Source organism: Geminicoccus harenae (assembly GCF_019800005.1).
Lineage (GTDB): Bacteria > Pseudomonadota > Alphaproteobacteria > Geminicoccales > Geminicoccaceae > Geminicoccus > Geminicoccus harenae.
Genome location: NZ_JABGCL010000025.1, coordinates 26,032 through 46,583 on the forward strand (window position 1 = coordinate 26,032; position 20,552 = coordinate 46,583).

Consider the following 20,552-nt stretch of genomic DNA (forward strand, 5'->3'; position numbering starts at 1 on the left):
GCTGACGCGGCGCTGTAGAAGAAATTCTTCCTCGTTTTCCGAAAACTCCGGAATGAAAACTCGTTAATCTGGCAAGATATGATGGCATCGAGGACACCTGTATTGTCAGTTTCCCGAAAGCGGGAAGATCATTCTTTCCCTGAGACCCGGTACGTGATCAGGAAATCAGACATGAAGCTTCAGCAAGCCGCCGGACGGCCACGCGTGTTCTCGATGATGGGTCTGGGCCTGCTGGCAATGCTGACGGCCGGCACCGCCTTGCCGGAAACGACCCAGGCTGCGGACCTGGGGCTCAAGCTCAAGGACCGCGTCCTGCTCCATCGCAACGCGCCGCGCGGCATGGAATACGTGCCCACGTCCCGCGCCGGCTCCTCGGCCAAGGGCAAGACCGCGCTGAAGGTCAAGGTCGTCCGGAAGATCAACCTGGACGGCAACGCCATCGACAATGCCTATTCCAGCCTCCTGCCGATCGACAGCAACAACGACGGCAAGTACGGCTTCGTCCACTGGAACGGCCACCGCATCATGCGGGTGTATGATCCCGCCGGAAAGAAGCTCTGGCAGGTGACCAACGGCTCGGCGCGCCGGCAGGGTTCCGAGGCCTTCATCCATCGCGACACCGCCGCGATCATGAACATGAACGGCAACAAGAAGCCGGACATCCTCCACTGCTGGCAGAAGGGCTCGAGCAAGGTCCTGGTCGCCCGTGAAGGTGCCACCGGCAAGGAGATCCGCCGGGTCACCCTGGACAGCCAGAGCAACGGCCCCACCGCCTATTGCCGGATCGCGATCTATCGCCAGCAGTCCAACAAGAAGCCGATCATCCTGGTGGCGCATCAGCAGCCGGGCGGCAGCGGCAAGTGCAGCAAGAAGAACTGGGTCGACAACTGGACCCGGGTCGTCGCCTTCGACACCAACTTGAAGAAGCTCTGGCATCGCGACACCTGCCATGCCGGCCACCAGACCGCAGGCGTGGATGCCAACAACGACGGCTACCATGAGTATTTCTTCGTCGGCAAGTATGCCATGGACTTCAAGGGCAAGGTCCGCTGCACGCTGAGCGGCTGGCCGTCCGGCGATCATGTCGACGCCGTGCGGATCGCGAAGCTCAGCCCCAAGTCCTCGCAGCTCACCGCCGTCGCGGTCGGTCACACGGGTGGCGGGGCATTCAACGCCAGCAACTGCAAGCGGCTCTGGAAGGCTCCGGTCAAGAATCCGCAGGAACTGGCGATCGCCCAGCTCGATCCGGCGCCCAAGGACCTCTCGATCACCATGACCCAGCGTGGGACCGAGAAGAACCCCAAGACCTACGTGCTCAACAAGAACGGCAAGGTGGTCCGCACGATCAGCCGGCGGATCCTGCCGATGCAGAACGCCCAGCTCGACGGCGACAAGCGCACCGACGAACTGGTTGCGATGTTCGGCGAGGTGTTCAACGGCAGCGGCAAGCCGATCCTGACCAAGGGCTGGTACTGGAACCTGAAGGGCAACAAGGTGAAGGAGAAGTCGACCTCCAACGTCTATGACCGCTGGGTGGCCTTCCCGATCCTGTTCGACGTGGACAACGACAAGCGCGAAGAGATCGTGACCTGGGGGCAGAGCCTGATCGTGGTCGGCCGGCCGGGCTGACCCGCGGCTCGATCGCTGCTCGATGCGGGGGGAGCTTCGGCTCCCCCCTTGTCGTTTCGGGACGGGATGCTCTCCGGGATCAGTCGCTCAGCACGATCCCGTCGGTCGGCTCGAACGCCACCCAGCAATCGGCGCCGGTGCGGTACGGCTCGTCGCGCGAGCGCGACTGGTTGTGACGCAGGACCACCACCCGCCCGGCCTGGCTGGTTTCCACGAACACCTGGCTGTTGTCGCCGAAATAGGCGACCTGCGCGACCTTGCCCGGCAGCCGCACCCAGCCGAGCTCCGGCTCCTCGCGGTAGAGCCGCATCTTCTCGGGCCGGACCGCCAGCGCCACGTCCGAGGTGGCGGGATAGTCCCAGGGCACGTCGACCAGGCCGATCCCCTTGAGGTCGAGGCGGGCGTGACCGCCATCCACGGACAGCATCCGCCCCTCGAACAGGTTCATCTCGCCGATGAAGTCGGCGACGAACCGGCAGTTCGGCTCCTCGTACAGGTCCCAGGGCGGTGCTACCTGCAGGACCTTGCCGCGGTTCATCACCGCGATCAGGTCGGCCATCGACAGGGCCTCGTCCTGGTCGTGGGTGACGATCACGAAGCTGATCCCGACCTCCTGCTGCAGGCGGACCAGCTCGAGCTGCATGTCCTCGCGCAGCTTCTTGTCGAGCGCCGACAGGGGCTCGTCCAGGAGCAGGAGCTTCGGCTTCTTCACCAGTGCGCGGGCGAGCGCCACGCGCTGGCGCTGGCCGCCCGACAGCTTGTCCGGCTTGCGGTCGGCGAAGCCGTCGAGCCGCACCATCTGGATGGCTTCCTCGACCCTGGGCGCGATCTCGCTCTTGGGCACGCCCGAGACCTTCAGGCCGTAGCCGACATTCTCGCGCACGGTCATGTGCGGGAACACGGCATAGGACTGGAACACCATGTTGACCGGGCGCTTGTTCGGCGGGATCCCGGCCATGTCCTCGCCGTCGATCAGGATCCGGCCCGAAGTCGGGTGCTCGAAGCCGGCCAGCATGCGCAACAGCGTGGTCTTGCCGCAGCCCGAGGGGCCCAGCAGCGCGAAGAAGGAGTTGTTCGGCACGTCCAGCGTGACGCCGTCCACCGCCTTGAAGGAGCCGAAGCTCTTCTCGATGTTCTCGAACCGGACGATCGGGACGCCGTTGCTCATGGTCAGCCGACGCCCTCCGAAGGCTTTTGGAACTTCAGCGCGATCACCGTCAAAAGGACGGTGAACAGGATCAGGATGGTCGAGGCGGCGTTCACCTCAGGGGTCACGCTCTGGCGGACCATCGAGTAGATCTTGACCGGGAAGGTGATCGTCTCGGGGCCGCTGGTGAAGAAGGTGATCACGAAGTCGTCCAGCGACAGGGTCATCGCCAGCAGCGCGCCGGCGATCAGCCCGGTCTTCATGTAGGGCAGGGTGACGTTCCAGAAGGTCTGCCACTCCGAGGCGCCCAGGTCCTTGGACGCCTCCTCCAGCGAGCGGTCGAAGCCCTCCATGCGGGCGCGCACCACCACCGCCACGAACGGGAAGCTGAACACGACATGGCCGATGATCACCTGGCTCAGGTTGAGCGGCCAGGGCAGGCCCGTCGGCCAGCCGGCCCGGGCGTAGAACACCAGCAGCGCCACCCCTAGGCAGATCTCGGGGATCACGATCGGCAGGGCGGCGACCCCGTCCAGCACCGGCTTGCCCGGGAAGCGGAAGCGGTAGAGGCCCAGCGCCAGGAGTCCGCCCAGGATCACCGACAGCACCGTCGAGATCAGGGCGATCATGATCGAGTTGGTGAAGGCCTCGATCAGCGACGCGTTGTTCAGCGCCCGGCCGTACCAGTCGGTGGTGAACCCGGTCCAGACGATGTTGCGGCGCGACTGGTTGAAGGAGAAGGCGACCAGGATGACGATCGGCGCGTAGAGGAACACGAACACGGCGAGCAGCCACAGCCGTACCCAGCCGCGCCGGGTGAACTCCAGGGGCCCGATCGGGTTACGCATCGGCCTTCTCCGCCCGTGCCGCGAACCAGGCGCGCAGGGCCAGTGCGATGAAGGTCAGGTAGAGCAGCAGGAACGACAAAGCGGAGCCCAGCGGCAGGTTGTTGGCGGCGCGGAACTGCCGCTCGACCACGTTGCCGATGAGCTGGCTGTCCGGCCCGCCCAAGAGGTCGGAGATCAGGAAGGTGCCGAGTGCCGGGATGAACACCAGGATGATGCCGGACACGATCCCGGGCTTGGCCAGCCGGACGATGATCTCGAAGAAGGTCCGCACCTGGCTGGCGCCCAGGTCGAGCGACGCCTCGATCAGCGAGCGGTCGAGCTTTTCCAGGTTGGCGTAGAGCGGCAGCACCATGAAGGGCAGGTAGACATAGACGATGCCCAGCACCACGGCGGTGTTGTTGTAGAGGAGCGGCAAAGGCGCAAAGCGCTCGCCCATCAGCCCGTCCAGGCCGACGGGCGTCAGCAGATATTTCAGCGCCGTCCAGAGCAGGCCGATCCCGTCATTGACGAAGCCGTTCTGGCGCAGCATCGCGATCATCGCATAGGTGCGGATCAGCATGTTGGTCCAGAACGGCAGGATGACGAGCAGGAGCAGGACGTTCTTGTAGCGATCTGGGGCAAAGCAGATCGCCAGCGCCACCGGGAAGGCGACCACCAGGCAGATGGCGGTCGAGACCAAGGCGATCAGGAAGGTCTTGAGGAAGAGCTGCAGGTAGACCGGCTGCAGCGCCTCCCGGTAGTTCTCGAGCGTCCAGGTCACCACGATGTCGACCGGGCCCTCCCGCTCGCCTACCGCGAACAGCCAGATCCAGCCGAGCGGGAGGAGGAAGAACAGGAACAGCCATAGCGTGCCGGGGCCGATGAAGGTCGCGAACACCCAGGGCTGCCGCCGCCAGTTCTCCAAGCGCCGTCCTCGCTAGCGGGCCGGCGGGAAGGCCGGCCGGTTCGTCCCTGTCAGGTCCTGGCCCGAGTTGAAGAAGAGCCCTTTGGCGGCGTCAAGCCGCCAGCACCCGGGTCAGGACGTCCTCGAACAGCTTCTCCGCGGCCTCGCCGCGATAGGCCGGCACTTCCGACTTCGCCATGACCTCCGCCGGCGGATAGACCTGCGGGTCGTCGCGGATCTCGGCCGGCAGGAGCTCGACCGCCGGCTGGTTCGGGATCGCGTACTGGATCTCTTCGGCGATCGCGGCATGGACCTCCGGGCGCAGCACGAAGTCGATGAAGGCATGGGCGGCCGTCGGGTGCGGCGCACCCTTGGGGATGCACATGCAGTCGATGCCCAGCACGGTGCCCTCGCTCGGCACCACGAAGTCCAGGTCGTCGTCCTCGGCCATGACCTGGCGCAGGTCGCCCATCCAGTCGACCGCGAGGTCGACCTCGCCGGACAGGAGCAGGTCCTGCCCGGTATCCGGGGCGAACATCTTGACCACGCGGCGCCGCTTCACCTCGAGCAGCAGCTCTTCCGCGGCCTTGAGATCGGCCGGGTCCTCCGAGTTCAGCGACTTGCCCAGCGACTTCAGGGCGACCCGCACGAGATCGGTCTCGTTCGGCAGCGACACGCGCCCCACCGGCGCATCCGGGCCGAACACCGCCGACCAGGAGGTGGGCGGCTCCGCCACGGCCGACTTGCGGTAGCCGATCACCAGCAGGCTGTAGGTGTAGGGGGCGCCATATTTCAGCCCGGGGTCGTAGCTGGGATTGGCGAAGGCGGGTGCGATGTTCTTCAGGTTCGGCACCAGCGCGTGATCGAGCGGCATCAGCATGTCGCCCGCGACCATCCGCTCCACATAGTTGTTGGACGGGAAGATCACGTCGTAGCCGGGATTGCCCTCGCGCAGCTTGCCGAACAGCTCGTCGGAGGAGGCATAAAGGTCGTACCGGACGGAAATGCCGGTGGCGTCGGTGAACTCGGCCAGCGTGTCGCTGCCGATATAGGTGTCCCAGTTGTAGATGTTCACCTGGTCTTCCTGCGCGCGGGCGAAGCGCGACAGCGGCAGCAGGCCGGCCACGGCGAGCCCGCCTCCCAGAAGGCCACGGCGGCGCACAGGAATCATGGGAAACCTCCGAATCGAAAACGGCTGCCTCGTCCGGCAGCGACATCCTCAGGCAGAGCGCAGGATGGCGACGAGCCGATGACAGGTCAAACCGTGGCGGCCAGGGAGCCGCGGCCGCCACGCCAGTGGCCCGACCCGAAGGGATGCTTCCCATCCGTTCGGGTCGGGCCACCAAAGTCCGGGAGACAGTGGTGCGCAAGACATTCGACGGAAGGAATCTTCCGTCGAATTCGCACCACTGGGTCAGGCCGCGAGCACCCGGGTCAGCGCGTCCTCGTAGAGCTTTTCCACCTGCTCGCCCTTGTAGGTGGCGTACTCGCAGCGGGCGAGGGTCTCTTCCGGAGGGTAGATCGCGGGATTGGTGCGGTCGGCTTCCGGGATCAGGTCCAGCGCTGCCTGGTTCGGGCAGCCATAGCCGACCTCGGCGGCGATCGCGGCGTGGACTTCCGGCGTGAGGATGAAATTGATGAAGGCATGGGCGTTGCCCGGGTGCGGCGCGCCCTTCGGGATGACCATGTTGTCGGTCCAGAGCATGCTGCCCTCGACCGGGATGACATAGGCCAGGTCCTCGTCCTCCGCGGCGACCTGCAGGATGTCGCCGGACCACTCCAGGCAGGCATCGACCTCGCCGGACAGGAGCAGGTCCTGGCCGGTGTCGGGCGTGAAGCTCTTGATGCCGGGCTTGATCTTGATGAGGTAGTCGGCCGCGGCCGCGATCTCGCCCGGGTCCCGGCTGTCCAGCGAGACGCCGATGATCTTGAGCGCCATCCGCAGCGTGTCGGCATCCGACAGGAGCGAGAAGCGGCCCGCGACCGCCTCGTTCTCGGTCATGTCCTTCCAGGACACGGGTGCCGTCTCGAACAGGCTCTTGCGGTAGCCGATCCCCTGCGTGCCCCAGAAATAGGGGGCACCCCATTTCAGGCCGGGATTGTAGGGCGCGTTCGCGAAGGCAGTGCTGATGAACTTGAGGTTCGGGATCTTGGCCTGGTCGACCTCGATCAGCATCCCGGCCACGGCCATCCGCTCGACGATGTTGTTCGACGGGAAGATCACGTCATAGCCGGGATTGCCCTCGCGCATCTTGCCGAACAGCTCGTCCGCGCTGGCGAACAGGTCGTAGCGCACCTTGATGCCGGTGGCCTCGGTGAACTCGACCACGGTCTCCGAGCCGATATAGGTGTCCCAGTTGTAGACGTTGACCTGCGCCTCTTCCTGGGCCTGCGCCAGCCGGCCGAGTGGCGCCACCGCGGCCAGGCTGAGCGTGCTGCCGAGCAGATGTCGGCGCGACAGGAACGGCATCGGGAACGGTCTGGCGCGTCCGGTCATCGAACTTCTCCCCCCACGCAGGCTGTCCGGAAAACGTCGACGCGCCGCGACATCGTGTCAACGCGAGAACGCGGCCGGCCGGTTCAGGAAGAAGCGGACGAACTCGGCCGAAGCGTCCGGGCCCAGGGGATCGGTATAGGACCCCGCCTCGCTGCCGCCGGACCAGACATGGCCGGCGCCGCGGATCGCCCAGTGCTCGTGCATCACCTGGCCGGTAGGGTCGCGGTAGAGGGTGCGCGCATAGTCGTGCCCGCCCGGGACCCGACCCTGCTCGACCTCGGCCGGCTCGGCTGGACTCAGCAGGCGCAACTGGTCGAGCACCGCCTGGGCGTTGCGCGGATGGACCGTGCCGTCCTGGGTGCCGTGGAACAGGATGGTCGGCACCGGCCGGACGCCCCTCGGCCGCCGGCCCGCCGCCCGGCCCTCCCGCATGGCGGCAAAGGCCGACGGCATGTCCTGCGCGGCACCGAACGGCAGGCCGGAATGGACGCCCACGGCGGCGAACAGCTCGGGATGGAGCAGGCCCGCAGCCAGCGCCGCGGCACCGCCCGCCGACAGGCCGGCGACGAAGATCCGGGCGGGGTCGACCGGGTGGCTGCGCATCACCTCCGCCACGATGCCGGCGATGATGGCCGGCTCGCCCCGCTCCTTCTGCTGGTGGCCAGGCTCGAACCAGTTCCAGCAGCAGGACGGGTTGGCCGTGGACGGCTGCTCGGGATAGGCCACCAGCAGGCCGTGGCGCTCTGCCTGCAGGTTCATCCGCGTGCCGGCGGCGAAGTCGCTGGCATCCTGGGTGCAGCCATGCAGCATCACCACGAGCGGCAGCGGGGTGGCGGCACAGCAGGACGGCACGTAGAGCCGATAGTCGCGGCTGCCATGCGGGCCCTGGAAGCGCCGCCGGAGGAAGGCAGCGCCATCCGGCAGCGGCTCCGGCTCGGCCGGCCGGGGGCGGGCGCCGCCAAGCCCCTGGCGCAGCTTGGCACTGAGCTTGCCCAGGTCCAGTCCCGCCAGGTCCGGCATGACCCGGCCACCTTCCGGCAGGCCAGGCAGCTCGCCGCCGGATGCGCGCAGGCAGGCGGTCGCCTCGGCCGGTTGGCCGGCGCGGATCAGGCGCATGGCTTGGGCCATGCGGTCGGCAAAGGGATTGCTCATCCGGTGGGAGACTTTCTTGGAGCAGGAGCGAAAGGGTTCAATGGATCCGGTCGCCGAGCGCGGCCTTCACCTCGGGGCTGGCGACGAACGAGCCCAGGACGACCACCGATTCGACCGTGGCCAAAGCCAGGTCCGGGTCCACGTCGGGAGCGATGGTGGCCAAGCCCAGGACGCGGATCCGCAGCCGGCGTCCGGCTGCCCGGGCCGCCTCGAGCTCGGCCCGGTCATAGCGGCGCAGGCCCAGGTCGAAGCCGTGATGCGCGGCCGAGCGGTTCAGCGCGTCGGCGTGCCGGTCGATCTGGTTCCGGATCGCGGTACGGATGAAATCGCTGCGGTTGGCATAGAAGCCCTCGCGCACCAGCAGGTCGATCTGGCCCAGGTCGACGAAGCCGAGATTGAGCGTGATCTTCTCGCTCTCGCTGCTGCGCCCACGCGGCTCGGCTCGCTCCATCATGCTCTAGGCCATCCATACGCCATCCAACTGGATGGTAAGATGGCCGACTGCCGGGCTGGATCAAGATCCCGCGCGCCGGTTTTGTGCTCGCGCTGAGCGAAACCGCCGCGCTAGGCAACAGGCGGGCGGGAGCGGCGGGAGCAGGCGCTTGGAGATCTGGATCGGCCTGGGGGCGGCATTCGCGGTGGGCCTGGCGCTGGGCTTCCTGCTCGGGCGCCGTGACGCGGCCGGCCAGCGCGGGGCCACCCGCCACGCGCTCGCCGAGCTGGACAGCCGGCGCGCCGAGGAGACCGAGGCCCTGCTGGACCAGGTGAAGCTCGCCTTTGCCGAACTGTCCCGCGAGGGCGAGAAGCGTGCCGCCGACGAGCTGGCCCGGGCGGTGCAGACCGCGTTCACTGTCGAGCGCACGCTCCAGGGCCACCGTGCCCAGAGCGAGCGGGCCGAGTTCGAGGCGCGCATCCAGAACGTGCTGGGCCAGGTCGAGCGGCTGGGCGAGCTGATCCGCCGGATCGAGCGCGAGCGTGCCGAGAGCTTCTCCACCCTGGGCGGCCGGGTCGAGCAGGCCTTCGCTCGTGCCGAGAAGCTGGCGGAAACCACCGCCTCGCTGCGCGATGCTCTGGTCCATGCGCGGGTGCGCGGCCAGTGGGGCGAGCGCATGGCCGAGGACCTGCTGCGCGCCATGGGCCTGGTCGAGAACCTGCACTGGGTTCGCCAGCGCCAGCTTCCCGACGGCACCCGCCCCGACCTGACCTTCCTGCTGGCGGATGGCCGCGTCCTGCACATGGACGTCAAGTTCCCGTTCGAGAACTGGGCGAAGCTGGTGGAAGCCAGCGACGAGGAGGCGCGCAGCCGGGCCAGGTCGGCCTTCGTGCGCGACGTGCGCGGCCGCATCAACGAGGTGGCCAAGCGGGGCTGGGCCAGGCCGGAGCACGGGGCGCTGCCGCTGGCCCTCTTGTTCGTGCCGAACGAGCAGGTCTTCGCCGGCATGGTCACCGCCGAGCCGCTTCTGGTGGACGAGGCGATCACGCGCCAGGTCTGCCTGGTAGGCCCGGCCAGCCTGTTCGCGGTGCTGGCCCTGATCCGGCACGCCGCGGAGGAGCGGCGGATCGCCGAGGGGATGGGCGAACTGCTGGAGGCGCTGCGCGGCCTGGACGAGGGCTGGCGTGCCCATCTGCAGCGGCTGGACCGGCTCGGCCGCCGGCTCGAGGAATCACTCAGGGACTGGCACGAGCTGCGCGGCAGCCGGGTACCGCAACTGGAACGCCTGCTCCTGCAACTGGGCGAGCGCAGCAGCGAGGCGGCGGGCCCGCCGGGCGGTCAGTTCAGCGAGGCCGGGGTGAAGAACAGCTCGTCCAGCCTCGCTGCCGGTACGTGCCCCAGCACGTCGAACGTCCCCCGGTCATAGCGCCGCACCAGGTGGGAGAGGCCGTGCTCCCGGGCGAGCCCCGCCACCTCGGCCGACATCGAGGTCATCCCGTCCGGGGTCGGCAGGATCATCAGCCGGCCATCCTCCGGCGTGTCGACCAGCATGGCGGGCCGGCGCTCGTGGCCCATGGGCACGTCGGTGCCGCCCACGATCGTCGCATTCAGGGGGAGGGGCAGGTCGACCGGGTGGCCGAATTGCCGGCCGAACCAGGCCTGCAGCTCATCCGGCCCGACCTCGACATGGTCGAGGTCGAACCCGCCCGCGGCCATCGGTGACGCCTCGTCCGGCACCGTGGCGCCGATCGGCATGGCGAGCGTGCCGTCCTCGGCAGGGGCATCGGCCTGGCCACCCTCCAGGAGCCGCAGGCTCGAGGCGACCTCCCCGGCCGGGTCGCTCCCGGGGCGGACCAGCAGCCAGCCGCCCGTGCCCACCCCGGCCAGCACCAGGCAGAGCAACGCCACCACCGACCAGCGCTGCTCACGCGGCGCCGTTTCCTGGGGCGGCAGGACAGCGGCACGGCTGGCCCGGGCCGGAGGCAGCAAGAGCGCGCCCGACAAGGGCGAGCTGGCGGGGCGCGGCGATTTCGGCGGCAGCGTATCGCCGGAAGCGGCAGCACTGGGCAGGCCGACCAGGTCGAGCTCCAGCCCGGTCCACAGCCGCTGGGTCCGGGCCATGGCCCGGAAGCGCTGGTGCAGGTCGACCTCGAACCGGCGCAGCTCTTCCACCCGGTAGCGGCAATGCTGGCAGGTCATCACGTGACGGCGCAGCACCAGCCACTGCGCCCGGCGCAGCCGGCCTTCCAGATACGCCTCGAGATAGCGTTCGAGGCTCGCGCAATCCATGCCTGCCCCCACAACACCCGACCGTCCGGGACTAGGCCGCCACGGCCCGCCATGATCCGCCAGTTCCGAGGCCATGTCCACCCATCGATGTCGTTCCCAGGCAGGTCCGGGCACCAGCGCGCACCCGGGAACCGGCCTGGACGTCGGGGTTGCCAATTGCGGCCGATCCCCTGAACATGCGTCATACCCGATCGCGCGAGCCGGTCGGACGCCTTCCTGCCCATGGGATGCCGACCGCGCCGGACGGCGCACGGACAAGGGAGGCCGAGAACGAATGAGTACCGACCGTAACCCATGCAACCTCGCGCTGGTCGGGCCTAACGGTGCCGGGAAAACGAGCCTGCTCGAAAGCATGCTGTTCGTGTCCGGCGCCATTGCGCGCAAGGGCAGGGTCGCCGACGGCACCTCGGTGGGCGACCATGCGCCCGAGGCCCGGGCGCGACAGATGAGCACGGAGCCCACCTGCGCCACCGTCACCTTCGACAGCAGGCGGCTCACCGTGATCGACTGCCCGGGCTCGGTGGAATTCATCCATGACACCCGCTCGATCCTGATGGGCGTCGATGCGGCGGTGGTGGTGGTGGAGCCGGTGCTGGAGCGCCTGGTCGCGGTCGCCCCGCTGCTGCACTTCCTCGACGAGATCCACCTGCCGCACCTGATCTTCGTCAACAAGATGGACCGCTCGGAAGTGCGCTGGCGCGACCTGCTGGCGGGCTTGCGGGCGGTCAGCCAGCGGCCGGTGGTGCCGCATCTCTATGCGATCGGCCGGGGCGAGGGCCTAGTCGGCTATGTCGACCTGGTCGACGAGAAGGCCTGGCACTTCAAGGCCGGCGCCCCCTCCGACGAGATGCCGATCCCGGAGGAGTATCGGGACCGGGAAAGCCAAGCGCGCCAGGAGATGCTGGAAACGCTGGCCGACTTCGACGACGAGCTCCTGGAGCAGTTGCTGGAGGACCGGCCGGTCGACCCGGCCACCGTGCTGCGCGATCTCGCCCGCGGCCTGTCTGCCGACAGCGTCGTCCCGGTGCTGCTGGGCGTGGCCGAGCGCGACATGGGCGTGCGCCGGCTGCTGCGCGCGGTGGCGGAGGAGGTGCCGGATGCTGCGGTCACGGCCGAACGGCTGGGGATCGCCCAGGACGGCCCGCCGCTCGTCCAGGTCCTCAAGACCTACCACGTGCCCCATGCCGGCAAGCTGAGCCTGGCGCGGGTCTGGCGCGGCCCGCTGAAGGACGGCAGCCAGCTCGACGGTTCCCGCGTGTCCGGCCTGTTCGAGGTGAACGGTGCCCGTAGCGAGGCGGTGGGCGAGGCGGAGAGCGGCGCCGTGGTCGGGCTCGGCCGGATGGAGACGGTCCGTACCGGCGACGTGCTGGGCGGCAGCGATGGCGAGGCCGCAAGCCTCCTGTCCCTGGCACCGCCCCAGCCCATGTACGCCTTCGCGCTGCATGCCAAGGACCGCAACGACGAGGTGAAGCTGTCCGCCGCCTTCCAGAAGCTGGCCGAGGAGGACCCGGCGATCCGCCTCGATCTCGACCCGGAGACGCGGCAGACGATCCTGTGGGGCCAGGGCGAGATGCATCTGCGCGTGGCGCTGGACCGGCTGCGCCAGAAGTACCGGCTGGAGCTGGAGACCCATTCGCCGCGCACCCCCTATCGCGAGACGATCCGCAAGGGCACCCAGGCGCACGGGCGGCACAAGAAGCAGACCGGCGGCCACGGCCAGTTCGCCGACGTGAAGATCGAGATCCGCCCGCGCGAGCGCGGCGAGGGCTTCGCGTTCAGCAACAAGATCGTGGGCGGGGCCGTGCCCAAGCAGTTCATCCCGGCGGTCGAGGAGGGGGCGCGGGAATGGCTGGCCAAGGGGCCATTGGGCTTCCCCGTGGTCGATGTCGAGGTCACGCTGCATGATGGCCAGTTCCACTCGGTCGACAGCTCCGAGCTGGCGTTCAAGCTGGCGACCGGCCTCGCCCTGAAGGAGGGGCTGCCGAACTGCCACCCGGTGCTGCTGGAGCCGATCCTGGCCATCAGCATCTCCGTGCCCTCCGACTACACCTCGAAGGCGCTGGCCCTGATCTCAGGCAAGCGCGGCCAGGTGCTGGGCTACGAGGCGAAGGCGGACTGGCCAGGCTGGGACGAGATCAGCGCCAACCTGCCCCAGGCCGAGAGCCACGACCTGGTGCTCCAGCTCCGCTCGATGACCCAGGGGGTCGGCTTCTTCACCTGGCAGGTCGACCATCTGGACGAGGTGCCCGAGCGGCTGACCCGCGACATCGCCGCCCAGGCCGCCACCGCCGCCTGAGCGGTGCGCCCTGAAGTAGCGCCCGTTGCCACAGGTGCTCGGCAGGATCGCCGGCCTGTGGCATGATGGCAGCCATGGGCCATGTCCTGCACCAGCGCCTGCAACTCCTGGCCGCCCGCCTCGTGGGCGTGGCGCTGCTGCTGCAGCTCCTCCTGCCGCCGGGCCTGGCGCCGCCCCAGCCGATGCTCGCCGGGGCGGACGGGAGGTTCCTGCCGACCGTGCTGTGCGCCGTGGCCGCTGGCGGCGCGGACGAGGCGCCCTGGCAGGAGCGTGACCGGCACGGCCACGACCATTGCGTGCTGTGCCGGCTGCCGGGCCTGGCCAGCCTGGGCCTGGGCCCGGAGCCAGAGGCAGCGCTGCCGCTTCCCGCCGACAGCGGCCGGCGGGTCGGCCCGCCGCCGGCCGGGCCGCCCGCAGCCCCTTCCGTGGCGCTGGGCTTTGCCGCCCGGGCACCGCCGCCGGTCCTCGCCGCCTAGAAACCTTCGCGCAACGAGGACAAGTTCATGACCAATTCCTGGATCAGGGGCGCCCTGGCGGGCGTCCTTCTGGCCGTGGGTGCCACGGGCGCCCAGGCCCACGAGTACGAGCTGGGCGAGCTGGCGATCGACCATCCCTGGACCCGCGCGGTGCCGCAGGGCCAGCCGGCCGCCGGCGGCTACTTCACGATCGCGAACCACGGCAGCGACGCGGACCGGCTGGTGTCGGCCGCGAGCCCGGCGGCCCGGGTCGTGGAGCTGCACGACATGACGATCGAGAACGGCGTCATGAAGATGCGGCCGATCGAGGGCGGCATCGAGATTCCGGCCGGGGGCACGGTGGCGCTGGCGCCGGGTGGGATGCATGCGATGCTGATCGGCCCCACCCAGGCGTTCAAGCCGGGCGAGCGCATCCCGCTCAGCCTGACCTTCGAGAAGGCCGGCACGGTCGAGGTCGAGCTGTCGGTCGAGAAGCCGGGGGCCGCCGCCAAGCCGGTGGCCGATCACGACAGCCATGGCGAGCATGGTGACCATGGCGGCGGTCACGCCGGCCACGGCACGGGAGGATGAGCATGAAGGGCAGGATCCTGCCCGCCGCGGCCGCCGGTGTGATCGCCGCGGCGGCCGTCGGCATCGTCGGCTGGCAGGCCGGCTGGTTCGAGTCGGCCAGGGCGGAGGCGCCGGAGATCCCGGGCGTGATCCGCGAGGTGCCGGTGGGCGGGCCGTTCACCCTGGTGGCGCATGACGGTCGCACCGTCACCGAGGCCGACCTCCAGGGCAAGCTGACGCTGATGTTCTTCGGCTATCGCTACTGCCCGGACTTCTGCCCGAACGAGCTGCAGAAGTTCTCCGAGGTGCTGGAGCAGCTCGGGCCCAAGGCGGAGCAGGTCCAGGCCTGGTTCGTCTCGATCGACCCCGAGCGCGACCGGCCGGAGGACCTGGCCGAATATGTCGAGCTGTTCGACCCGCGGATCGTCGGCCTGTCGGGCAGTGCGGAGCAGGTGGCCGGTGCCGCCAAGGCCTGGCGGGTCTATTTCGCCAAGGCCCAGAGCGAGCAGAGCACCGAGTACCTGATGGACCACAGCACCTACAGCTACCTGATGGGCCCGGACGGCACCAACCTGGCCGTGTTCAGCTACGAGGCGCCGCCCGAGACGGTGACCAAGGTGATCACGGACGCGATCGACGCGGGCTGAGCCGGGTTGCCAAGGTCACGCCGTGCGGTGGCTCCGGTTGACCCGGCGCCGCAGCGCGGCGTGGACCTGGCCCGGCAGGATGCGGCCAAGCAGGCGCTGGGCGGCGGCCCGCGCCACCCGCCCGCCCCAGATCGGCCAGGCCTTTGCAGGCGGCAGCCCGTGGCGGATCGAGATGGTCCGCAGCTCGCTGGCCGCACGCAGCCATTGCCGGTCCGAGGCGCCGCCCAGCCGGTAATGGCCGACGATCTCGGGGTCGTAGACGAAGCGGGCGCCCGCCCGGTGCGCCCGCAGGCACCAGTCATAGTCCATGGCGACCCGCAGGTTCGGGTCGAAGCCGCCGATCTCGTCGAACAGGTCGCGCCGGACCATGAGGGTCGGGTGGTTGAGCGCCGGGAAGGCCCGGTCGATCCAGGCGGCATAATCTGGATCGCCCGCGATCCGGTGCAGGGGTCGGCCAGACTCGTCCTCGCAGATCAGGTCGCCGAACACCCCGTCGGCACCGGTCCGCTCCAGCGTGGCGGCCGCGCGCGCGACCTGGTTCGGGCCCAGCCGGTCGTCGGCGTTGAGGAACATCAGCCAGGTGCCGCTGGCGCGGGCGATCCCCTTGTTGAAGGCGTCCGCGATCCCACCGTCCGGCTCGCTGACCAGCACGGCCAGGTGCTGCCGCCAGCGCTCCAGGATCTCCAGCGTGCCGTCGGTCGAGGCGCCGTCGATCACCACATGCTCGATCGCCCGGCCGCGCTGGGCTGCGACCGAGGCGAGCATGGCCTCGATCGAGCCCGCGGCATTGCGGCAGACCGTGACGATCGAGATCAGCGGCAAGCGGGTTTCCTCACAGCTCCGACGGCTTGCGGACGAACGGGCTGACCAGCAGCCAGGGCCCGGCCACCGACAGGAGCAGGACGCCGAGCAGCGGGACGAGTTCGCCGCGGTGGAGCGACAGCCCGTTCTGCTCGAGGTTGCGGTACATCAGGTAGCATATGAACAGGCCCGCCAGCCCGCCCAGGACCGTCAGCCCCGTGCGCAGCCGCCGGAAGAACAAGTAGCGCCGATAGGCGCTGCGATATCGCACAGCCATCGTCGTTCCCGTCGTTGGTCGAGGGAGCGATACTACGGTATTGCTGCGTTGCAGCAACCGTTCTGGCTGCGACATCGACGTTTCCGGAAGCGGAACGGGTCATGTCCACGGTCGTCTCACGGCATCGTGAGCAAGAACTGGCCTCACCAGGTCCCGATGTTCTCGGCCGACTTCCAGGGCTCCGCCGGCTCCTTCGCACCGCCCTTCTGCAGCAGCTCGATCGAGATGCCGTCGGGCGAGCGGACGAACGCCATGCGGCCATCGCGCGGCGGGCGGTTGATGGTCACCCCATTGTCCTGGAGGTGCTGGCAGAAGGCGTAGATGTCGTCGACCTCGTAGGCCAGGTGGCCGAAATTGCGCCCGCCCGTATAGGTTTCGGGGTCCCAGTTGTAGGTGAGCTCGATGGTTGCATCCGGCGTCTCGGGGGCTGCCAGGAACACCAGCGTGTAGCGGCCCTTCTCGCTTTCGCTCCGCCGGACCTCCTTGAGGCCTAGCAGGTCACGGTAGAAATGCAGCGACTGCTCGAGATCGGTCACCCGGACCATGGTGTGCAGATAGCGCAAGCTCGTTCCTCCATCTCAGGTGGCCGCGCCTGATGTAGAGCGCCCTGCGGCCGACCGCCACCTGAAGCGGGTTGCGGCCATCAGAGCGGCGGTGGTGGCAGGTGAGGGACCGGCGGCGTATGCTCTAGCCGGCGGCATGCCGGCCGGAGCCGGCGTTGCCCTCTTGCTGCTGCCGGAGAGACCCCTTTGTCCGCGTTGCCGAACCTCGCCGCCGACTTCCCGGCCCCGGAGCTCGAGGCCTGGGAGGCCCTGGTCCTCAAGGGGCTGAAGGGTGCCGGGTTCGAGGAGCGGCTGGTGGCGCACACCGAGGACGGGCTGCGCATCGAGCCGCTCTATACCAGGCGGGACGAACTGCCCGAGGCGCCGCCGCCCGGCCAGGCACCCTGGCTGCGCGGCCCGGCGATAGGCCGGACCGCCTGGGACATCCGGGCCCGCTGCGAGCTGGCCGACCCGATCGCGGCCAACCGGGCGATCCTGGCCGACCTGGCAGGCGGGGCGGGGTCGGTGGTGCTGGCCGCCCGGGGGCGGGACAGTGCGGACCTGCGCCAGATGCTGGACGGGGTGCTGCCGGAGCTGGCCCCGGTCCATTTGGAGCGCGATCCGGACGACCCGCTCGACCTGCCGCCCGGCGTGCTGATGGAACTCGATCCGCTGGAGCCCTGGGCGCGCGGCGACGTGGCCGACCCGGGCGAGACGCTCGATCGCATCGCCGCTGCCGGGCTGGCCGGACGGGACGATGTCCGCTTCGCGCTGGGCGGCCCGATCTTCGACGATGCCGGTGCCAGCGACGCCGAGGAGATCGGCCTGACGATCGCCCTGGCGGTGGATCTGGCCCGCCGGCTGGAAGGGGTGCAGGAGCCCGGCCGGGTGCTGGAGCGGGCGATCCTGCGGGTGACCACCAGTGCCGACTTCTTCGCCGGCATCGCCAAGCTGCGCGCCCTGCGCCGGCTCTGGGGGCGGTTGGCGGAGATCCTGGAGCTGCCGGCGCACCGCCCGACCGTGCATGCGACCAGCTCCGCACGGATGCTGACCCGCTATGACCGCTGGACCAACCTCCTGCGCAACACGATCGCCGCCGCGGCCGCCGGCCTGGGCGGTGCGGATGCGGTGACCGTGCTGCCGCACGACCATGCCTGTTCGCTGCCCGACCCGTTCGCCGCGCGGATGGCGCGCAACATCCAGAACGTCCTGCTGGAGGAAAGCCGGCTGGGCCTGGTGGCCGATCCCGCCGGCGGGAGCTGGCATGTCGAGCAGCTTTCCGAGCAAATGGCGGGCGCCGGCTGGGCGGTGCTGCAGCGGGTCGAGGCCGCGGGCGGCATGGCCGCCGCCTGTCGCACAGGGCTGGTGGAAGCCCTGCTCGCCGAGCGTCGGGCCAGCCGCCGCGAGCTGGTGGCGACGCGCCGCCGGCCGATCCTGGGGGTGAGCCTTTATCCGGACGCAGGCGAGCGCGAGGTGCCGCCCAGGCGGGAGCAGGCACCCGGCCGGCGCCTGCCGCGGGTCCGCGATGCGCAGGAACTGGAGGAACTGCGCGACCGGGTGCTCCAGGCGGGCCTGGCGCCGGTGCCGATCCTGACCATGGGCCCGGCTGCGCGGTACACGGGACGGCTGGGCTTCGCCTATGGCCTGCTGGCGGCCGCCGGGCTCGAAGCCGCGGTCACCGACCAGCCGGACACGATCCCGCCAGAGGCGCGCCTCGTGCTGATCGCCGGGGACGATGCCGATTATGCCGAGAGTGGCGTGGCGGCGGTGCGCCGTCTGCGCGAAACCGGCATCGGCGCCGTTCATCTCATGGGGTGGCCGCGCGACGTCGTCCCGGCGCTGGCGGAAGCCGGAGTCGCACGCTTCGTGCGGCAGGGTGACGACCTGATGACCTATCTGGAAGACGTGGTGGAGCAGCTGCGATGAGCAAGGTCCCGAGCCTCGCCGGCCTGCCGCTGGGACCACGCCCGGCGGCAACCGCCAGCACGTCGCAACCCGCCTGCTTCGACACGCCCGAGGGGATCGGGCTCGCCCCCCTCTACGGCTCGGCCGACCGGGATGGCATTGCGACGCTGGACAGCCTGCCCGGCATCCCGCCGTTCGTGCGTGGCCCCTATCCCACTATGTACGTCCAGTCGCCCTGGACGATCCGGCAATATGCCGGCTTCTCCACCGCGGCGGCGAGCAACGCCTTCTACCGGCGCAACCTCGCCGCCGGGCAGAAGGGGCTCTCGATCGCATTCGATCTCGCCACCCATCGCGGTTACGACAGCGACCATCCCCGCGTCATGGGTGATGTCGGCATGGCCGGGGTGGCGATCGATTCGATCCTCGACATGCGCGAGCTGTTCGCCGGCATCCCGCTCGACCGGATGAGCGTGTCGATGACCATGAACGGGGCGGTCCTGCCGATCCTGGCCCTGTTCGTGGTGGCGGCGGAAGAGCAGGGCGTGCCGCCCGAGAAGCTGACCGGGACCATACAGAACGACATCCTCAAGGAGTTCATGGTCCGCAACACCTACATCTTCCCGCCCCGGCACAGCATGCGGGTGATCTCGGACATCTTCGCGTTTACCGCCGAGCGGATGCCGAAGTTCAACTCGATCAGCATTTCCGGCTACCACATGCAGGAGGCCGGGGCGACCGCGGACCTGGAGCTCGCCTACACGCTGGCGGACGGCGTGGAATATGTCCGGGCCGGCCTGGCCGCCGGGCTGAAGGTCGACGCGTTCGCGCCGCGCCTGTCGTTCTTCTGGGCGATCGGCATGAACTACTTCATGGAGATCGCCAAGCTGCGCGCCGGGCGGCTGCTCTGGGCGAAGCTCATGAAGCAGTTCGATCCGGCCGACCCGCGCTCGCTCAGCCTGCGCACCCATTGCCAGACCAGCGGCTGGTCGCTCACCGCCCAGGACGTGTTCAACAACGTCACCCGCACCATGATCGAGGCGATGGCCGCCACCCAGGGCCATACCCAGTCGCTGCACACCAACTCGCTGGACGAGGCGCTGGCCCTGCCGACCGATTTCTCGGCCCGGATCGCGCGCAACACCCAGATCCTGCTGCAGGAAGAAAGCGGCACCACCAGGCCGGCGGACCCCTGGGGCGGTGCCTACTTCGTCGAGAAGCTGACCGCGGACCTGGCCGCGCGCGCCTGGGAGCATATCCAGGAGGTGGAGGCCAGCGGCGGGATGGCCCAGGCGATCGAGCAGGGCATCCCCAAGCTCCGGATCGAGGAGGCGGCGGCGCGCACCCAGGCCCGGATCGATTCGGGCCAGCAGGTGGTGGTCGGCGTCAACAAGTACCGGGCGGAGCAGGAGCAGGCGATCGAGGTCCTGAAGGTCGACAACAGCGCGGTGCGCAAGGAGCAGCTGGACAAGCTCGCGCGCCTCAAGGCCAGTCGCGACGGGGCGGCGGTGGACCGTGCGCTGGCGGCCCTGTCCGCCATGGCGCAGGAGGGGCAGGGCAATCTCCTGGCCGGCTCGATCGAGGCGGCCCGGGCGGGTGCCACGGTCGGCGAGATGACCGATGCCCTGGAACGGGTCTGGGGCCGGCACGTGGCGCAGATCCGCACGATCACCGGGATCTACGGGCAGGAGACGCGGTCGGTGGCCAAGGTGGCGAAGGTCCGGGCGATGGTGGAGCGCTTTGCCGAGAACGAGGGGCGGCGGCCGCGCATCCTGATCTGCAAGATGGGCCAGGACGGGCATGACCGCGGCCAGAAGGTGATCGCATCGAGCTTCGCCGATCTGGGCTTCGACGTGGACATCGGCCCGCTCTTCCAGATGCCGGCCGAGGCCGCCCAGCAGGCGGTGGACAACGACGTCCATGTGGTGGGCGTCTCCAGCCTGGCGGCCGGCCATCTGACGCTGGTCCCCGCACTGAAGGCCGAGCTCGCGGCGCGCGGGCGCGACGACATCCTGATCGTGGTGGGCGGCGTGATCCCGCCGCAGGACTATGACGCCCTGAAGGCAGCGGGTGCCACGGCGATCTTCCCGCCCGGGACGGTAATCGCGGAGGCCGCAGCGGAGCTGATCGAGCGCCTGAACCGGACGCTCGGCTACGACGCCGCGGCCTGAGCCGCCGAGT

At 69.4% G+C, this 20,552-nt stretch carries 19 protein-coding genes; 8 read left to right on the plus strand and 11 right to left on the minus strand.

Going from position 1 to position 20,552, the window contains the following annotated elements; translation table 11 throughout:
- Nucleotides 1-171 precede the first annotated feature (171 nt).
- Entirely contained in the window at nucleotides 172-1,629 is a 1,458-nt protein-coding gene (locus HLA95_RS20185; protein ID WP_191058619.1) for a hypothetical protein, read from the plus strand.
- A 79-nt stretch (nucleotides 1,630-1,708) separates the two neighbouring features.
- Here the strand turns inward: HLA95_RS20185 and HLA95_RS20190 are convergent, their stop codons facing one another.
- The 7 genes from HLA95_RS20190 to HLA95_RS20220 form a co-directional block, all read right to left on the minus strand.
- Nucleotides 1,709-2,797, minus strand: a complete 1,089-nt coding sequence (locus tag HLA95_RS20190) for an ABC transporter ATP-binding protein (protein ID WP_191058618.1) — start codon at nucleotides 2,795-2,797, stop codon at nucleotides 1,709-1,711.
- A 2-nt stretch (nucleotides 2,798-2,799) separates the two neighbouring features.
- A complete protein-coding gene (locus tag HLA95_RS20195) occupies nucleotides 2,800-3,624 on the minus strand; it encodes an ABC transporter permease (RefSeq protein ID WP_191058617.1) in 825 nt (274 codons plus the stop codon).
- Nucleotides 3,617-4,528 carry an ABC transporter permease gene (locus HLA95_RS20200; RefSeq protein ID WP_191058616.1) on the minus strand — a complete coding sequence of 304 codons (912 nt, stop codon included), beginning with the start codon at nucleotides 4,526-4,528 and terminating at the stop codon, nucleotides 3,617-3,619. Before HLA95_RS20200 ends, HLA95_RS20195 begins: the two co-directional genes overlap by 8 nt.
- Nucleotides 4,529-4,619: 91 nt before the next feature.
- Nucleotides 4,620-5,678 carry an ABC transporter substrate-binding protein gene (locus HLA95_RS20205; RefSeq protein ID WP_191058615.1) on the minus strand — a complete coding sequence of 353 codons (1,059 nt, stop codon included), beginning with the start codon at nucleotides 5,676-5,678 and terminating at the stop codon, nucleotides 4,620-4,622.
- A 243-nt stretch (nucleotides 5,679-5,921) separates the two neighbouring features.
- A complete protein-coding gene (locus HLA95_RS20210; RefSeq protein WP_222184328.1) occupies nucleotides 5,922-7,004 on the minus strand; it encodes an ABC transporter substrate-binding protein in 1,083 nt (360 codons plus the stop codon).
- A gap of 57 nt (nucleotides 7,005-7,061) precedes the next feature.
- Nucleotides 7,062-8,156: an extracellular catalytic domain type 1 short-chain-length polyhydroxyalkanoate depolymerase gene (locus HLA95_RS20215; RefSeq protein ID WP_222184330.1), complete on the minus strand. Its 1,095-nt coding sequence runs from the start codon at nucleotides 8,154-8,156 to the stop codon at nucleotides 7,062-7,064.
- Between the two features lie 37 nt (nucleotides 8,157-8,193).
- A complete protein-coding gene (locus tag HLA95_RS20220) occupies nucleotides 8,194-8,610 on the minus strand; it encodes a ribbon-helix-helix domain-containing protein (protein ID WP_222184332.1) in 417 nt (138 codons plus the stop codon).
- A gap of 148 nt (nucleotides 8,611-8,758) precedes the next feature.
- Here HLA95_RS20220 and HLA95_RS20225 point away from each other — a divergent pair, with 148 nt between their 5' ends.
- Nucleotides 8,759-10,015: a DNA recombination protein RmuC gene (locus tag HLA95_RS20225; RefSeq protein WP_222184334.1), complete on the plus strand. Its 1,257-nt coding sequence runs from the start codon at nucleotides 8,759-8,761 to the stop codon at nucleotides 10,013-10,015.
- On the opposite strand, the gene HLA95_RS20230 is transcribed toward HLA95_RS20225, so the two are convergent.
- Nucleotides 9,928-10,878, minus strand: a complete 951-nt coding sequence (locus HLA95_RS20230; RefSeq protein WP_222184335.1) for an anti-sigma factor family protein — start codon at nucleotides 10,876-10,878, stop codon at nucleotides 9,928-9,930. The two genes, HLA95_RS20225 and HLA95_RS20230, sit on opposite strands and share 88 nt — an antisense overlap.
- A 274-nt stretch (nucleotides 10,879-11,152) precedes the next feature.
- Here HLA95_RS20230 and HLA95_RS20235 point away from each other — a divergent pair, with 274 nt between their 5' ends.
- From HLA95_RS20235 to HLA95_RS20250, 4 genes are all read left to right on the plus strand, one after another.
- Nucleotides 11,153-13,174 (plus strand): elongation factor G, encoded by a 2,022-nt coding sequence (locus HLA95_RS20235; protein WP_191061650.1) that lies wholly within the window; start codon nucleotides 11,153-11,155, stop codon nucleotides 13,172-13,174.
- 62 nt (nucleotides 13,175-13,236) lie between these two features.
- Entirely contained in the window at nucleotides 13,237-13,650 is a 414-nt protein-coding gene (locus HLA95_RS20240; protein WP_222184336.1) for a DUF2946 family protein, read from the plus strand.
- A 27-nt stretch (nucleotides 13,651-13,677) separates the two neighbouring features.
- The gene (locus tag HLA95_RS20245) at nucleotides 13,678-14,220 is read left to right on the plus strand and encodes a copper chaperone PCu(A)C (protein WP_191062581.1); all 543 of its coding nucleotides are present in this window, start codon (nucleotides 13,678-13,680) and stop codon (nucleotides 14,218-14,220) included.
- A 2-nt stretch (nucleotides 14,221-14,222) separates the two neighbouring features.
- Entirely contained in the window at nucleotides 14,223-14,846 is a 624-nt protein-coding gene (locus HLA95_RS20250) for an SCO family protein (protein ID WP_222184337.1), read from the plus strand.
- Between the two features lie 15 nt (nucleotides 14,847-14,861).
- On the opposite strand, the gene HLA95_RS20255 is transcribed toward HLA95_RS20250, so the two are convergent.
- The 3 genes from HLA95_RS20255 to HLA95_RS20265 form a co-directional block, all read right to left on the minus strand.
- A complete protein-coding gene (locus tag HLA95_RS20255; RefSeq protein ID WP_222184338.1) occupies nucleotides 14,862-15,668 on the minus strand; it encodes a glycosyltransferase family 2 protein in 807 nt (268 codons plus the stop codon).
- A gap of 10 nt (nucleotides 15,669-15,678) precedes the next feature.
- The gene (locus HLA95_RS20260) at nucleotides 15,679-15,924 is read right to left on the minus strand and encodes a hypothetical protein (RefSeq protein ID WP_191062330.1); all 246 of its coding nucleotides are present in this window, start codon (nucleotides 15,922-15,924) and stop codon (nucleotides 15,679-15,681) included.
- Between the two features lie 143 nt (nucleotides 15,925-16,067).
- Entirely contained in the window at nucleotides 16,068-16,487 is a 420-nt protein-coding gene (locus HLA95_RS20265; protein WP_191062329.1) for a VOC family protein, read from the minus strand.
- A 186-nt stretch (nucleotides 16,488-16,673) separates the two neighbouring features.
- Here HLA95_RS20265 and HLA95_RS20270 point away from each other — a divergent pair, with 186 nt between their 5' ends.
- Complete coding sequence (locus HLA95_RS20270; RefSeq protein WP_222184339.1) at nucleotides 16,674-18,392, plus strand: methylmalonyl-CoA mutase family protein; 1,719 nt, start codon at nucleotides 16,674-16,676, stop codon at nucleotides 18,390-18,392.
- Nucleotides 18,389-20,542 carry a methylmalonyl-CoA mutase gene (gene scpA / locus HLA95_RS20275; protein WP_191061431.1) on the plus strand — a complete coding sequence of 718 codons (2,154 nt, stop codon included), beginning with the start codon at nucleotides 18,389-18,391 and terminating at the stop codon, nucleotides 20,540-20,542. Before HLA95_RS20270 ends, scpA begins: the two co-directional genes overlap by 4 nt.
- Nucleotides 20,543-20,552: the final 10 nt, after the last annotated feature.